This window comes from Amycolatopsis kentuckyensis (assembly GCF_041679295.1).
Lineage (GTDB): Bacteria > Actinomycetota > Actinomycetes > Mycobacteriales > Pseudonocardiaceae > Amycolatopsis > Amycolatopsis kentuckyensis_A.
Map to the genome: position 1 here is coordinate 13,476 of NZ_JBGDMD010000017.1, position 13,597 is coordinate 27,072.

The window sequence follows — 13,597 nt, forward strand, 5'->3', positions numbered from 1 at the left end:
ACAAGTACTGCGGGAGCTGCTGGTGACGGTCCGGGTTGCGGTGGACTTCGGGACGTCGAGCACCTGCGTCGTCGCCTCGGTGAACGGGCGCGACCCGCAGGTCGTGGTGATCGACGGCCAGCCGCTGATGTCCTCGGCGGTGTTCGCGGCGGCCGACGGCACGCTGTTCGTCGGCCAGGAGGCCGAGCGGCAGGCGGCCGTCGACCCGTCGCGGTACGAGCCGAACCCGAAGCGGCGGATCGACGAAGGCGAACTGCTGCTCGGCGACAGCGTCCTGCGCGTCACCGACGTCGTGCACGCCGTGCTGGGCCGCGCGGTCGCCGAGGCGCGTCGGCTGGCCGGCGAGGCCGAGGTCGACCTGCTGGTGCTGACCCACCCCGCGGACTGGGGCGCCATCCGCACCCGGCTGCTGCGGCAGGCGGCCGGCGGGCTGGCGCGCGAGGTCGCGCTGGTGCCCGAGCCGGTCGCGGCGGCGGTCTACCACGCGGCGACGTTCGCGCCGCAGGACGTGACGAACGACCGCACCGTCGAGTTCAGCGGCCGCCCCGGCGACGCGCTCGCGGTGCTGGACCTCGGCGGCGGCACGGTCGACGTCAGCGTGGTGCGGCGGCTGCCGCCGGACGCCGCGCGCGACCGGGCCGGCCGTCCGCAGCGCGGCGGCTTCCAGGTGCTCGCCACCCGGGGCGACCCCGCGTTCGGCGGCGCGGACATCGACCAGGCGCTGCTGGAGCACATCGGCTCGCTCGTCGCCGGTGCGGACCAGGACGCCTGGCGGCAGCTCGTCGAAGGCCGGGAGATGGTCGACCGGCGCCGTCGCCGCGTGCTGCGCCAGGACGTGCGGGGCGCCAAGGAAACGCTGTCGCGGCACGCTTACACCGACGTGCCGATGCCGCCGCCGTTCGCCGACGCGCACGTCACCCGCGAAGACCTGGAGCGGCTGATCGCGGCGCCGCTCGGCCGCGCGGTGGAGCTGACGGTCGCGGCGATCGGCGACGCCGGCCTGCGGCCGAAGCAGCTCACGGCGATCTTCCTGGTCGGCGGGTCGAGCCGGATCCCGATGATTTCGCGGCTGGTGCACGAACGCACCGGCGTCGTGCCGACGAGCCTCGACCAGCCCGAGACGGTCGTCGCGCGCGGCGCGCTGCGGGCGGTGCTGGTCGACCCGGACCGCACGGGCGCACTGCCCGGCGAAGCCATGGCACGTCTCGGCGCGGTCCCCGGCGGTGCCCTCAGCCCGGCCGCGCAGCGCACGGAGGTCGTCCGCCCCGGCGACGTCGCCCCGCGCCCCGCGGACCAGCGCCCGGCGCCGCCGCGCACGCCGGCCGCCGCGCCGGTCCCGCCCGGGCCGGCCGGGTTCCCGAACCGCGCGGCCCCGCCGTCGCCGCCCCACGGGCAGCCGGCGGCCCGGCCGTGGACCCCGCCGGCCGGCCAGCCCGCCCAGGCCCCGCCGCCCGGCCGCCGCCCCGGCGGCGCCACCGCGCAGCCGGAGAAGAAGAGCCGCGGGAAGCTCTGGGGGATCGTCGCGGGCGCCGTGGTCGTCGTGGCCGCGCTCGTTGCCGGCTTCCTGGTGTTCAAGAACTCGGGCAGCCAGGCGGAGACCGGCCGGACGCTTTCGCAGTACGACTTCAAGTTCGTCTCGCCGGAGGACTGGGTCCAGACCGACGACCAGGTCGCCAAGAAGCAGGTCGTGATCCACCCGCAGGAGTCCCGGGACGGCAACGACCTCGTAGTCGCGCAGGAGTTCGTGATGGACTACGACGCGACGGCGGATCCGCAGAAGCTGGTGGACTACCTCCGCGGCGGTGCGGAACAGCACCCCGACCAGTACAGCGCGTTCAACCCGAGCCTGTCGTACGCGGGCAAGACGGTGATCGGCTACCACGAGGTCAAGAAGGACCGGCCCGACCTCCAGATCGACTGGTACGTCGTCGCGAAGGGCCGGATCCGCGTCCACGTCGGCTGCCAGTACGCCACGGCGCAGCTGCGCGACCGGGTCGCCGCCGCGTGCACGCAGGCCGTGCGCACGGTCGAGATCATCGGCTGAGAGAAAGGGGGGCACCCGGTGCCGTCCGAAGAGTTCGACAGCGCCGCGGCGGCCTTCCGGCGCACCGGCGAAGACGCGGTGACGCACGCCCGGCGCGTCGCCGGCACCGCGAAGGCACGCACCTACCGGCACCACAGCGAAAACGTCGAACTGCTGAAGCGCAGCGGCCGCGGCGCGAAGTCGGGCGACCCGACGCCGGGAACGCTGCGCGCCGCCGCCGAACGGTTCCGCCGCGCTCGCGGGTTGTCGGTCCCGGCGGTTCCCGATCCCGCCGATTCGGTTCCTTCGCGTTCGCAATCCACCGCTCGTGCCCCTCGAACGGGTGACGAGGACGAAGACTTTTCCCAGATGCGAATCATGAAACGCGACGGCTGAGGCACGTCACCGATTGCTGTGCGTGTGCTAACTCCGCTGGTGGAGAACGCTTTTTCGAGTGACTCGTCGCCGAGTCGGGGAGTTCTCGCAATACCCGTCGCGATCGGTTCCCGGGAGGAGCGTTCACGCAAGCAACTACTTGCGGGCAAAGCACGACAAGGGGGAACCGGACGTGGCAGGGTCTGCGTCGTAGGGCCGTACAACGAACAAGACCCGGTACGGACAACCACGCTTACGAAGGGGGTTCCACCATGAGTGGATTCCAGGGAACACCGCAACAGTTCACCGATGCCGAAGGCCGCGTGACCGAGGTCCGCACCGGCATGGACCAGAACCTCGCGACGCTGCGCGACCGCATCGAGGCCACCCGCGCCGGCTGGCAGGGCGAGGCGCAGAAGGCGTTCGACCACGTGATGATGCGGTTCGACGACGACGCCCGTCAGATGAACCAGGCGCTGCAGCGCATCGCCGACCTGCTCCGCGAGGCCGGTTCGAAGTACGAGCGTTCCGAGCAGCAGCAGCAGGAGACCATCGCGGCCCTGAACAAGGGCTTCGAGGCGCTCGGCTGAGCTCGTCCCTGAACTTTCCTTTCCTGCACCAGAACTTTCTCAGCACAGAAGGAGCACATCATGCCTGATGGCGCCGGCATTGTCGTCAATTACGCAACCATCCACGCGGCCGCCGAGGACTGCAAGGCCACCGGTGGCGAACTGCAGGCCGCTTTCGACCGCCTGAAGGACGACCTCAACCCGCTGGTCACCACCTGGACCGGTAACGCGAAGGAGTCCTACGACCAGGCCCAGCGCACCTGGGACCAGAAGTTCGAGGACCTGAAGCAGGTTCTGGCGCAGATCGCCGCCGCCCTGCCGCAGATCGCCGACGGCTACCAGTCGACGGACAACGCCGTCGAAGGCCTGTTCTGAGCCGGTAGTCCCGGAAACCACGGCGGGCCCGCACTTCGGTGCGGGGCCCGCCGTTTTCTGTTGCGCGGCAAGGGAGATCGGGCCCGGCGGCGCGTGGCGTACTTTCGGGGCAGCCCGCCACTTCGCCGATCCGCGGCAAGGAAAACTCAGTGCGGCGCGCCGACTTCGTACTCGGGGCGGTCGTTGAGCACCCGCACGGTGACTTTCTTGTCCTGGCCGCCGATCTTCACCGTGCAGTCGAACGTCGTGCCGTTCTCGGCGGCTTCGTTCGCCGGGCACTGCGCGTTCGTCACGTCCGGCTCGCCGTAGCTCTCGTTGAGGACCTTGACCACACCGTCCTCAAGGGACTGTTGCTCGAGCACGTCGCCGCGGAACGCGCCCAGCAGCCAGGCCAGCCCGCCGCCGACGGCGAGCACCAGGACCGCGGCGCCGGCGATCAGCGCCGGCTTCTTCGACTTCGGCTTCTTCTCCGGCGCCACCGAGAACGCGCCCAGACCGCCGTACTGCGCCGGCTGGAACCCGCCGCCGTACTGCTGCTGCGGGAACTGCGCCGGCTGCCCGCCACCGGGCGTGCCGGGCTGCTGCGGCGTCGGCTGGGACGGCGGCTGCCACGGGCCGCTCGTCGGCTGTCCCGGCTGCCACGGTCCCGAAAACGACCCGGAACCGCCGCCCTGCTGCTGCGCGGGGTTCCACTGGCCGGTGTAGGAACCGGAAACCGCGCCCGGGTCGGCGTTCTGCTGCCACTGCCCGGCGTGCGGGCCGGTCGCCTGCTGCTCGCCCTCCGGCCGGTTCGACGGGGGCTGCCACCACTGCGGCTGCTGCTGGGGGCCGGGCGGCTGAGTCATCGGAGATCACCTCGGGTCGTGGCCACGCGTCAGCTGCCCTGCGCTTCGCCGAGCCGGCGGTAGAAGTCGTTCATCGCGGCCCGGTCGGGCAGCACCGTGATCTGCGCCGCGTCCGGCAGCTTCGGCATGTCCTGCGGGCTCGCCTTGCCGGTGAACCGGAAGTCGTACTTGAGCTCCAGGTTGTGGCCGTCGCCGGAGAACTTGGCGTCCATCACGAACGAAACGAGGCTGCCGTCGGGGTTCAGCGTGATCGTGGTCGGCACCATGGCCTTCTTCAGCTCCGGCCCGACCTGGTCGACCAGGCTCTGCGGCAGGATCTCGACCTTGTTCTTCACGAAGATCCCGAACGGCACGTTGACCGTCAGCGCGGTCTTGCCGTCCCCGAGGCTCTTCGCGCCGCGGACCGCGCGCTTGTCCGCCTTGTAGGCGTCCACGGTCGAGTCCGCCATCCGGCACGGGGTCAGCACCCCGCCCCAGACGCACGGCTGGACCAGGCCGGCCTCCGGCTTCGGCATCGACACCCACGCCGTCGGCGAGACGCCCTTCTGGACGTACATCGGGCCGAGGTAGGTGTACTCGACCGCGCCGTCGGCGGGCGTGTACGTGTCGATGATCTCGTCCGGGTTCTTCTGCGACCGGTGCCGCACCGCCCGGCTCTCCGGGCTGCCGGTGCGCGCCGACGTCACGGTGCTGTGGATCCACTTGTCGTCGAACTTGAAGTAGGCGTCCAGCGAGTTCGTGACGTCCCGGGTGTCGGTGATGGCGTCGCCGAGCTTGCCGATGATCTGCTCGAACTTGGCGCCGACGTAGTCCGCCGCGTCGTCGCCCTTCGGCAGCGCGGTGCCCGCCTTCGCCGTGCCGCAGGCGCTGACCAGGGCCAGGATGGCGCCCAGGACGAAGATCGCCGTCGGTCGTCTGCTCATGCGCGTCCCCTGCTCGGATGGTGCCGCCCGGATCGTCTCATCCTCGCGTGTCGGGGCGACGCGTGCGGGCACTTCGACGGGAAAACCGGGTAGAGTCCGGCTGCGCCCGGGCCGGTCGGAGCCTGATGGGGGCGCTTCAACCCACCCCCGATGCACGGGTACGGTGGGCGTGCGGGTATCTTTACATGTCGTTGTGCGCTGCGGCGCGTAAGCGCTAGGCCCGCACAGAACCCACACGCAATGTTGACGACGAGGTAGACCCTTGCCCACGTACAGCCCCAAGCCCGGCGATCTCACTCGTGCCTGGCACGTGATCGACGCCGAGGATGTCGTGCTCGGAAGGCTGGCGACCGAGGTCGCCACGCTGCTGCGCGGCAAGCACAAGCCGACCTACGCCCCGCACGTGGACACCGGTGACTTCGTCATCATCGTCAACGCCGAGAAGGTCGCGCTCACCGGAAACAAGCGCGAGCAGAAGTTCGCCTACCGGCACAGCGGTTACCCGGGCGGTCTGCGGAAGCGCTCGTTCGGCGAGCTGCTCGACACCAAGCCCGAGCACCTGGTCGAGAAGGTCGTCAAGGGCATGCTGCCGAAGAACAAGCTCGGCCGCGCCCAGGCGAAGAAGCTGAAGGTGTATGCCGGCCCGCAGCACCCGCACGCCGCGCAGCAGCCGCAGGCGCGCGAGATCACCAAGATCGCGCAGGTCGCGCAGTGAGTGAGGAACAGTCTGTGACCAGCACCGAGACCGAGACCCCCGAGGTCGTCGAGGCCACCGAGGCGACCGAGACCGGCGCCGTCGCGACCAGCGAGACCCCGGTCGCCACCAGCGAGTCCGCCGCCGCGCCGCGCCCGTCGCGTGCCGCCGGCGGCAACGCGCAGACCGTCGGCCGCCGCAAGGAAGCCGTCGTCCGCGTGCGGGTCGTCCCGGGCACCGGTCAGTTCAAGCTCAACGGCCGCACCCTCGAGGAGTACTTCCCGAACAAGGTGCACCAGCAGCTCATCAAGGACCCGCTGGTCCTGGTCGAGAAGCCGGACTCGTTCGACATCTTCGCCAACCTGCACGGTGGCGGCGTCTCGGGTCAGGCGGGCGCGCTGCGCCTGGCGATCGCCCGTGCGCTCATCGAGGTCGACGCCGACGACCGCCCGGCCCTCAAGAAGGCCGGCTTCCTGACCCGTGACGCGCGCGCCACGGAGCGGAAGAAGTACGGCCTCAAGAAGGCCCGCAAGGCCCCGCAGTACAGCAAGCGCTGATCGCGCCCCTGGCGCAACCCACCGGAGCGCCCATCCGTCCATCGGATGGGCGCTCCGGTGTTTTCTGGGGGCCTGTTTCTTTCGGGGGCTGTGTCGTTTCCCCTGCCGGGAGCGACACTCGGGGGTGGAACACCGCGGTCCGTCAGGGTCGCTAGGTTGTCGTGGCGGTTCACTGGTGACCGCACTGAGGAGGTCCATCGATGGCACGCCTGTTCGGTACCGACGGGGTACGTGGCCTGGCCAACGCCGAGCTGACGCCGGAGCTCGCGCTCGCGCTGGCGGCCAGCGCCGCCCGCGTGCTCGCCGCGCACGACCGCTCGCACCGGCCGGTCGCGGTCGTCGGCCGCGACCCGCGCGCCAGCGGTGAGATGCTCGAGGCCGCGGTCGTCGCGGGCCTCACGTCCGCCGGGGCCGACGTCCTGCGCGTCGGCGTGCTGCCGACGCCCGCCGTCGCCTACCTGGTCGGCTCGCTCGAGGCCGACCTGGGCGTGATGATCTCCGCGTCGCACAACCCGATGCCCGACAACGGCATCAAGCTCTTCGCCGCGGGCGGGCACAAGCTCCCCGACGGCATCGAGGACGAGATCGAAGCCGGCCTCGCGGACGGCAAGGTCCGCCCGACCGGCGCCGGCGTCGGCCGCGTCCACGACGTCGACGACGCCCTCGACCGCTACGCCACCCACCTGCTCGGCGCGACGCCGCATTCGCTCGCCGGGCTGAAGGTCGTCGTCGACTGCGCGAACGGCGCGTCGTCGGCCGCCGCCCCCGAGGTCTACCGCCGCGCCGGCGCCGAGGTCGTCGCGCTGCACGCGGAGCCCGACGGCATCAACATCAACGACCACTGCGGCTCGAACCACCCCGAAAAGCTGCGCGAGGCGGTCGTCGCGCACGGCGCCGACCTGGGGATCGCCCACGACGGCGACGCCGACCGCTGCGTGGCCGTCGACTCCGCGGGCGAGCTCGTGGACGGCGACCAGATCATGGCCGTCCTGGCCCTCGCGCTGGCCGAGTCCGGCGAGCTGACCAAGGACACGCTGGTCGCGACCGTGATGAGCAACCTCGGCCTGCACCTGGCGATGAAGGCCCACGGCGTGAACGTCGTCACGACGGCGGTGGGCGACCGGTACGTCCTCGAGGAGCTGCGCGCGAGCGGCTACGCCCTCGGTGGCGAGCAGTCCGGCCACGTCGTGCTGCCGGCCCACGCGACCACGGGCGACGGCCTGCTGACGGCACTGCGCCTGATGAGCCGCATCGCCGAGACGGGCAAGTCCCTGGCGGACCTGGCCGCGGTGATGAACCGGCTGCCGCAGGTGCTGGTGAACGTCCCGGTGGCGGACAAGGCGGCGGTGGCGGACTCCAGCGAGGTCCGCGACGCCGTCGGCGCGGTCGAGGCCGAGCTCGGCGAGGAGGGCCGGGTGCTGCTGCGCCCGTCCGGCACCGAGCAGCTGGTCCGCGTGATGGTCGAGGCCCCGGCCCAGTCGACGGCCCAGGCCGCGGCCGACCGCCTGGCCGGCGTGGTCTCAGCGGTTTCCTGACCGGGTGACCACGGCCTTCGCCAGGCCGTGGAACACCGGGTGGGTCTTCCACACCACTTCGCCGACTTCGCAACCGCCGTCGAGGTGCTGGGCCAGCGCCGTGAGCGCGGCCTCGCCCTCGGCCAGCGCGACTCCCGACCCCGGGCAGGCGTGCCGTCCCAGGCCGAACGGGAGACCGTCGGCCAGGGACACCGCCAGCGGGCCGTCCGGCCCGAACCGCAGGACGTACCGCGCCGGGCAGACCGCCGTCACCAGCTCACGCACACTCCGCGGCCCCGAAGTCGCCAGTTCCAACCCCGCGCAAGCTAGGAAGTTCAGCGAGTTCTCGTACGCCGCGTGCGCCAGCACCACGGCGTTGAGCGCCAGCTCGTCTTCGTCGAGCCGGCCGGCCGCGTGGGCCTCCCGCAACGCCGTCAGCCCGCCCGGCCCGGCCGGGGTCCGGCTCAGCTGCACCGCGAGCCGGAACGCGGCCGCCTGGCCGACCCGGTCCGCGCCGCCGAAGACGTCGAGGTTCGCCGTCGTCGCCTCCAGGCGGTCCAGGAAGCCGTCGTCCAGGTCGACGCCGAGCACCGCCGACGTCACCAGCCCCGCCACCGGCCGCGCGAAGTCGCGTACGAGGTCGAACGACGGACCCAGCCCGGCCACCACGGCCTCGATCCCGGCGAGCACCGGCGCCGGCAGGGGCTCCAGCCCGGCGATGATCTCCCGCAGCACCCCGCGGACCCGGGTGTGGCCGTCGCCGTCGCGCAGCAGCACGCTCGGCGAGCCGCCGCCGGGATCCGACGTCAGCTCGGGGGAGCGCAGGGCCCGCGCGCACGCGTCGCGGCCGGAGACCACGCCGATCCCGTGCCGCTCGAAGTCGTCCATCGGTTCGACACGGTAGGGCAGGATGGGCGCGTGCCGCCCGCAGACGTCCCGGAAGAGGTCCTGGCCACCCCGTTCACGGACTACCTGCTCCGCAACGCCGCCGCGGACCGGCCCGCGTTCACGTGCCGCACCTTCCCCGGCCCCGCCGACCACACCCTGACCTGGCCGCAGGTGCTCGCGCGCGTCCGCGGGGTCGCGCGGGAGCTGCGGCGCCGCACACGGCCCGGTGACCGGGTGGCGATCGTCGCCCGGCAGGACCTCGGGTACGTCGTCGCCTTCCTCGGCACGCTCTACGCGGGGCGGATCGCGGTGCCGCTGTCCGTCCCGACCGGCCGGACCGGCCGCGCGCGGATCGACTCCGCCTTCGCCGACGCCACCCCGGCGGCCTGCCTGACCTCGAAGGACCTCCTGGACAAGCTCCCGCCGGTCACCGCCCTGGTCGTCGAGGACATCGACCCCGACGACGCCGAGCCGCCCGCCGACGTGGCGATGAGCGACCCGGCGTACCTGCAGTACACGTCGGGCTCGACGAGCCGCCCGGCCGGCGCGGTGATCTCGCACCGCGCGCTGGTGGCCGCCTGCTGGCAAACCACGGAGTGCTACCACGCGACCGCGTCGACCAACCTGGCCGGCTGGGTGCCGTTTTTCCACGACATGGGCCTGGTCCTGCTCATCGGCACTCCCGTCTTCCTGGGCGCGCACTCGGTGTTCTTCACGCCGATGGAGTTCGTCCGCGACCCGCTGCGCTGGATCCGGCTGCTCGCCGAGCACCCCGGGGCGATCACCGCCGCCCCGAACTTCGCCTTCGACCTGACCGCGGAGGCCGCGGGCGAACTGGCGGACGTCGACCTCTCGCACGTCAACTCCGTGCTCAACGGCAGCGAGCCGATCCGCGCGGCAAGCCTCGACGCCTTCCACCACGCCTTCGCGCGATTCGGGCTGCCGCGCACCGCGCTGAAGCCGTGCTACGGCCTGGCCGAGGCGACGGTGTTCGTCGCGAGCGCGGGCGACGAGGGGCCGACGATCACGGCGTTCGACGGCGAGCCGCGCGTCTCGGTGGGGCGGCCGTACGGGCAGCGGATCCGCATTGTCGACAAAGAGATCCAGGTGGCCGGCCCGAACGTCGCCGACGGCTACTGGGGCCGGCCGGCTCGCGAGGACACCTTCACCGCGGACGGCTGGCTCCGCACCGGCGACCTCGGGTTCGTCCACGATGGACAGCTGTACGTCACCGGGCGGCTGAAGGACCTGATCATCGTCGACGGCCGCAACCACCACCCGCAGGACATCGAGGCCACCGTCGAGGCCGCCCACCCCGCCATCCGGGCGGCACGCGTCGCCGCGTTCGCCGTGCGGGACGGCGGCGGCGAGGGCGTCGCTGTGGTGGCCGGCTGCACGGCGCCCGGCGCCGACGTCGAAACGGCCGTCCGGCGGGCCGTGTCCGCGGGCCACGACCTGCCGCTGCGCGCCCTCTGGCTGGTCCCGCCGGGCGCGGTGCCGCGGACCTCCAGCGGCAAGGTGTCCCGCGCCGCGGCCCGCGACCGGTGGTGGGGCGAGAATGGGCGCCATGGATGACGCGGGCGCCTACGCCGACGAGATCCGCAAGATCGTCTGCACCGCGCTGGAGATCCCGCCGGAGCGGCTCGGCGACACGACCCCGTTCGACGACATCGGCATGACGTCCCGGCAGCGCGTCCAGCTGCTCGCCCGGGTCGAGGTGCGCTACGGCGTGTCGGTGGACCTGGACGAGCTCGACCGGCTGGTGGACGTCCGCGGTGTCGCCGAAGTGATCTCCGAAGCGGTCGCCGCGCAGCGACCCACCGGCTGAGTGCACTTCGGCGAAGCCCAGGTAGGCCGCTCGCCCGAACGCTAGACTCTGTGTGCATCTGCGACGGCACCGAACGGCGGCCGGGCGCGTCACAGTCCCGGAAACCGAGCGAGGACTGTGGGATCGAAGGGGGCAGCGACCATGCCAAACGGTTATGAAGCGAGTTCGGAGGCGATGACGCGGGCGCAGATTCGCCTGGCGGACGCCGCCGACGACCCGGCAACCGAAGCATCGAAGGTCGCGCCGACCGAAATCGCCGCCGTGGACTTCGGCCGCGTCCACCAGGAGAGCTTCGGCAAGTACAAGTCCGGGATCGACCAGATCGGCGCCGGCATGACCGGGCTGTCGAACGCGCTGATGAACCTCAGTTCCGGGATCGGCACCGCGGGCTCCAAGTACAGCGCGCAGGAGCAGGACGCCAGTGCGCAGGCGAAAGCGGCGGGGAGCAAGTAATGGCCGACTGGGCGGAAATCAAGAAGGTCCTGGACGACCCCAACGTCTCCATGGAGAAGAAGTCGGCGCTCATGGAGGCGTACGACAAGGCGACCTGGAACTTCAACGAAGAAGAAGAGAAGTACGCCAAGCAGTACGTCGACGGGTATGCCGACCGGAACTGGCTGACGACCCCGCTCGCGCCGTCCGGATCGGACGAAGACGTCGACAACGCGCTCAAGGAAGCCCAGCAGGACGGGGCGGCCAAGAACAAGGAGCAGCAGGCCCAGACCGACCGCAAGAACCAGGCGAAGAAGAATCTCGACGGAATCGCGACCCCCACCCTGGGCGTCGGCGCGAAGACGTCGGACGAACTGCTCGACCAGGGCAACATCACGGTCGACTTCCTGGCCCTGTGGACCGACGAGATCTGGAACAAGATCAAGGGCGGGTCGGGCCACATCGACTCGCAGAAGGACATCAAGGACAAGTTCCACGAGAACCGCGGCATCCAGTTCCAGAAGTTCCTCACCGAGGCCGACGACCTGAGCAAGGCGCACAAGGTCGTCGAGGACACGCTGGGCAAGAGCGACACCGAGCTCCAGACCCTCTTCGGGGAGTGGAAGGGCAAGGGCGCGAACGCGGCGGAGATCAAGTACGACGAGACGGTCAAGCCGCACGCCCAGGAGCTGTCGAAGCAGATCGACGGCGCCGCGAAGCTGATCCCGCAGACCGTCACGCACGTCTTCGACGCCGTCAAGAAGAAGGTCGACGAGGTCCTCGGGCTGCACCGCACGACCATCGCCCAGGCCGACATCAACATGGCCCGCGACGTCCTCAAGATCGCCAACGGCGAGACCGAGGAGTTCGACGACTTCATGAAGGTCGCCGGCTGGGTCGACGCCGTCAACGCGAAGAACGGCAACCAGACCAACCTCGCCGAGCGGCTGCAGAACGACGACTGCGGCTTCAACGACGAGAACAAGGAGTACGGCCGCAACGTCTGCCGCTACTGGCGCGACGGCGCGTTCACGACCGAGTACCAGGGCCTGATCAACGCCTTCAACGGTTCCTGCAAGTCCGCCAAGGACACGATCGACCAGCAGTGGGGCGCGCTCGCGCGGTTCATGGACGGCTACCGCAACCAGCTGACCGAGGCCAAGAGCGACCCCGGCAAGGGCGGCGACGACGGCGGCGGCGACACGCACCGCGGCAACACCGGCGGCGGCGACAACGGGGGCGGCGGCTCCACCGGCGGTGGCGGGTCGACGGGTGGCGGCGGCAGCACGGGCGGCGGGGGCAGCACGACGCCGTCGGCGACCGAGCCGCCCAAGACCGAGGACCCGGCGAAGCCCGAGGACGGCAAGAACCCGATCACCGGCAAGCCGCTCGAGATGGACCCGGACACCGGGAAGCCGTACCCGATCGACCCGACGACCGGCGAGGCCATCAAGGACATGGACGACACCGACACGGTGTCGGTCAAGAAGGGCGACAACACGATCGAGATGTCCGAGCCCGACAAGGAGGGCAAGCAGGACATCTCCGTGGACGACGGCCACGGCCACAAGAAGGACTACCACCTCGACTGGGGTGACGACGACAAGGCCGAGGCGGGCAAGGACGGCAAGGACGGCGCCAAGGACGGCAGCTTCGGGCCGCAGGGCTCGCAGGCCGTGAAGGAGGGGCAGCCCTCCGCCGACGGCAGCTACAAGCCTGGCCCGGACGGCAAGATCCACATCCAGGACGGCAACCTCAAGATCACGGCCGAGCGGCCGGAGGGGCCGGACGGCCCGACGATCGTGACCGTCGACGACGGCAAGGGCGAGCCGACGACGTACACGCTCGACGAGAAGGACGACCCCAAGGCGAGCGACCTCAAGACCGACCCCGCTGCCGCGACCGACACCGGCAAGCCGGGCGCCGTCGGCGCGGACATCAAGCACGACCCGGGCGCCGAGTCGGCCCTGACGAAGGACCCGGCGCCGGACAACCCCGACCCGGGCTTCACTCGGGGCGCGTCGAGCGAGGGCGGGTTCGTCGCCCCGGGCGGCCAGGACTTCTCCGGTGACTTCGGCGGCAGCGTCGGCGCGGAGCCGGCGGTGGCCACGGCCGACGCGGGTGCCGGCGGCGGCGACTCCGGGGTGGCCGGCGGTGGTGGCGGCGACGCGACGACCACGGCGGGGGCGAGCGACTTCGGGTCCGCCGTCACCGGCGGCGGGTCCGCCGACTTCGCCGGCGCGGTGTCGCTCGACCCGGGCGCGCAGACGGGCAGCGACACGTCGCTCCCGATGTCCGACGGCGGCGGGCTCGGCGCGACCCCGGTCGACCCGGGCGCGCACGCCGCGGCCGCGAGCTCGTCGGGCGGCATGAGCGGGATGTCCGGCATGGGGGGCATGGGCATGATGGGCGGCGGCATGGGCGGCGCGCCGGGTGGTGGCGGTGGCGACCAGCAGCGCGGGCCAAGCCAGTACCGCATCGAGGGCGGCGTCTTCGAAACGAGCGGCGCCAAGGGCCGGATCAGCGGCTCGCTCGACGACGAGGGTGACCGTTCGATCCGGTACGACCGGTGAC

General features: G+C 71.6%; 14 protein-coding genes. 11 read left to right on the forward strand and 3 right to left on the reverse strand.

All coding sequences use genetic code 11. The features are described from left to right. Positions 1-22 precede the first annotated feature (22 nt). The 4 genes from ACERZO_RS45955 (at position 23) to ACERZO_RS45970 (ending at position 3,342) form a co-directional block, all read left to right on the forward strand. Positions 23-2,044, forward strand: coding sequence for a type VII secretion-associated protein (locus tag ACERZO_RS45955; RefSeq protein WP_372672302.1), 2,022 nt, complete (start codon positions 23-25; stop codon positions 2,042-2,044). 18 nt (positions 2,045-2,062) lie between these two features. Beyond that, the gene (locus ACERZO_RS45960) at positions 2,063-2,419 is read left to right on the forward strand and encodes a hypothetical protein (protein WP_372672303.1); all 357 of its coding nucleotides are present in this window, start codon (positions 2,063-2,065) and stop codon (positions 2,417-2,419) included. A 251-nt stretch (positions 2,420-2,670) separates the two neighbouring features. After that, positions 2,671-2,988 carry a WXG100 family type VII secretion target gene (locus ACERZO_RS45965; protein WP_372672304.1) on the forward strand — a complete coding sequence of 106 codons (318 nt, stop codon included), beginning with the start codon at positions 2,671-2,673 and terminating at the stop codon, positions 2,986-2,988. Positions 2,989-3,048: 60 nt separating this feature from the next. Beyond that, positions 3,049-3,342, forward strand: a complete 294-nt coding sequence (locus tag ACERZO_RS45970; RefSeq protein WP_372672305.1) for a WXG100 family type VII secretion target — start codon at positions 3,049-3,051, stop codon at positions 3,340-3,342. A 146-nt stretch (positions 3,343-3,488) separates the two neighbouring features. Here the strand turns inward: ACERZO_RS45970 and ACERZO_RS45975 are convergent, their stop codons facing one another. Together ACERZO_RS45975 and ACERZO_RS45980 are read right to left on the reverse strand one after the other, a co-directional pair. Next, on the reverse strand, positions 3,489-4,187 hold the full coding sequence (locus tag ACERZO_RS45975) for a DUF4333 domain-containing protein (RefSeq protein ID WP_372672306.1): 699 nt from the start codon (positions 4,185-4,187) through the stop codon (positions 3,489-3,491). Positions 4,188-4,216: 29 nt separating this feature from the next. Beyond that, entirely contained in the window at positions 4,217-5,110 is an 894-nt protein-coding gene (locus ACERZO_RS45980; protein ID WP_372672307.1) for a hypothetical protein, read from the reverse strand. A 262-nt stretch (positions 5,111-5,372) separates the two neighbouring features. Here ACERZO_RS45980 and rplM point away from each other — a divergent pair, with 262 nt between their 5' ends. The 3 genes from rplM (at position 5,373) to glmM (ending at position 7,896) form a co-directional block, all read left to right on the forward strand. Then, positions 5,373-5,825 carry a 50S ribosomal protein L13 gene (gene rplM / locus ACERZO_RS45985; RefSeq protein ID WP_086679273.1) on the forward strand — a complete coding sequence of 151 codons (453 nt, stop codon included), beginning with the start codon at positions 5,373-5,375 and terminating at the stop codon, positions 5,823-5,825. 14 nt (positions 5,826-5,839) lie between these two features. Next, a complete protein-coding gene (rpsI, locus tag ACERZO_RS45990; RefSeq protein WP_364284751.1) occupies positions 5,840-6,361 on the forward strand; it encodes a 30S ribosomal protein S9 in 522 nt (173 codons plus the stop codon). A 200-nt stretch (positions 6,362-6,561) separates the two neighbouring features. Then, the gene (glmM, locus tag ACERZO_RS45995; protein WP_372672308.1) at positions 6,562-7,896 is read left to right on the forward strand and encodes a phosphoglucosamine mutase; all 1,335 of its coding nucleotides are present in this window, start codon (positions 6,562-6,564) and stop codon (positions 7,894-7,896) included. Here glmM and ACERZO_RS46000 read toward each other — a convergent pair. Beyond that, on the reverse strand, positions 7,882-8,763 hold the full coding sequence (locus tag ACERZO_RS46000) for a cytochrome P450 (RefSeq protein WP_372672309.1): 882 nt from the start codon (positions 8,761-8,763) through the stop codon (positions 7,882-7,884). The two genes, glmM and ACERZO_RS46000, sit on opposite strands and share 15 nt — an antisense overlap. A 30-nt stretch (positions 8,764-8,793) precedes the next feature. Here ACERZO_RS46000 and ACERZO_RS46005 point away from each other — a divergent pair, with 30 nt between their 5' ends. From ACERZO_RS46005 to ACERZO_RS46020, 4 genes are all read left to right on the forward strand, one after another. Further along, a complete protein-coding gene (locus tag ACERZO_RS46005) occupies positions 8,794-10,338 on the forward strand; it encodes a fatty acyl-AMP ligase (RefSeq protein ID WP_372672310.1) in 1,545 nt (514 codons plus the stop codon). Continuing rightward, positions 10,331-10,591: an acyl carrier protein gene (locus ACERZO_RS46010; RefSeq protein ID WP_372672311.1), complete on the forward strand. Its 261-nt coding sequence runs from the start codon at positions 10,331-10,333 to the stop codon at positions 10,589-10,591. Before ACERZO_RS46005 ends, ACERZO_RS46010 begins: the two co-directional genes overlap by 8 nt. A gap of 141 nt (positions 10,592-10,732) precedes the next feature. Beyond that, on the forward strand, positions 10,733-11,044 hold the full coding sequence (locus ACERZO_RS46015; protein WP_372672312.1) for a hypothetical protein: 312 nt from the start codon (positions 10,733-10,735) through the stop codon (positions 11,042-11,044). After that, positions 11,044-13,596: a WXG100 family type VII secretion target gene (locus ACERZO_RS46020; RefSeq protein WP_372672313.1), complete on the forward strand. Its 2,553-nt coding sequence runs from the start codon at positions 11,044-11,046 to the stop codon at positions 13,594-13,596. The genes ACERZO_RS46015 and ACERZO_RS46020 overlap by 1 nt, the downstream gene beginning before the upstream one ends. The last annotated feature ends 1 nt before the right edge of the window (position 13,597 follow it).

Coding starts and splice junctions, on each gene's coding strand:
- ACERZO_RS45965 (WP_372672304.1), top strand. CDS start 2,671: ATGAGTGGATTCCAGGGAACACCGCAACAGTTCACCGATGCCGAAGGC.
- ACERZO_RS45970 (WP_372672305.1), top strand. CDS start 3,049: ATGCCTGATGGCGCCGGCATTGTCGTCAATTACGCAACCATCCACGCG.
- ACERZO_RS45975 (WP_372672306.1), bottom strand. CDS start 4,187: ATGACTCAGCCGCCCGGCCCCCAGCAGCAGCCGCAGTGGTGGCAGCCC.
- ACERZO_RS45980 (WP_372672307.1), bottom strand. CDS start 5,110: ATGAGCAGACGACCGACGGCGATCTTCGTCCTGGGCGCCATCCTGGCC.
- glmM (WP_372672308.1), top strand. CDS start 6,562: ATGGCACGCCTGTTCGGTACCGACGGGGTACGTGGCCTGGCCAACGCC.
- ACERZO_RS46000 (WP_372672309.1), bottom strand. CDS start 8,763: ATGGACGACTTCGAGCGGCACGGGATCGGCGTGGTCTCCGGCCGCGAC.
- ACERZO_RS46010 (WP_372672311.1), top strand. CDS start 10,331: ATGGATGACGCGGGCGCCTACGCCGACGAGATCCGCAAGATCGTCTGC.
- ACERZO_RS46015 (WP_372672312.1), top strand. CDS start 10,733: ATGCCAAACGGTTATGAAGCGAGTTCGGAGGCGATGACGCGGGCGCAG.
- ACERZO_RS46020 (WP_372672313.1), top strand. CDS start 11,044: ATGGCCGACTGGGCGGAAATCAAGAAGGTCCTGGACGACCCCAACGTC.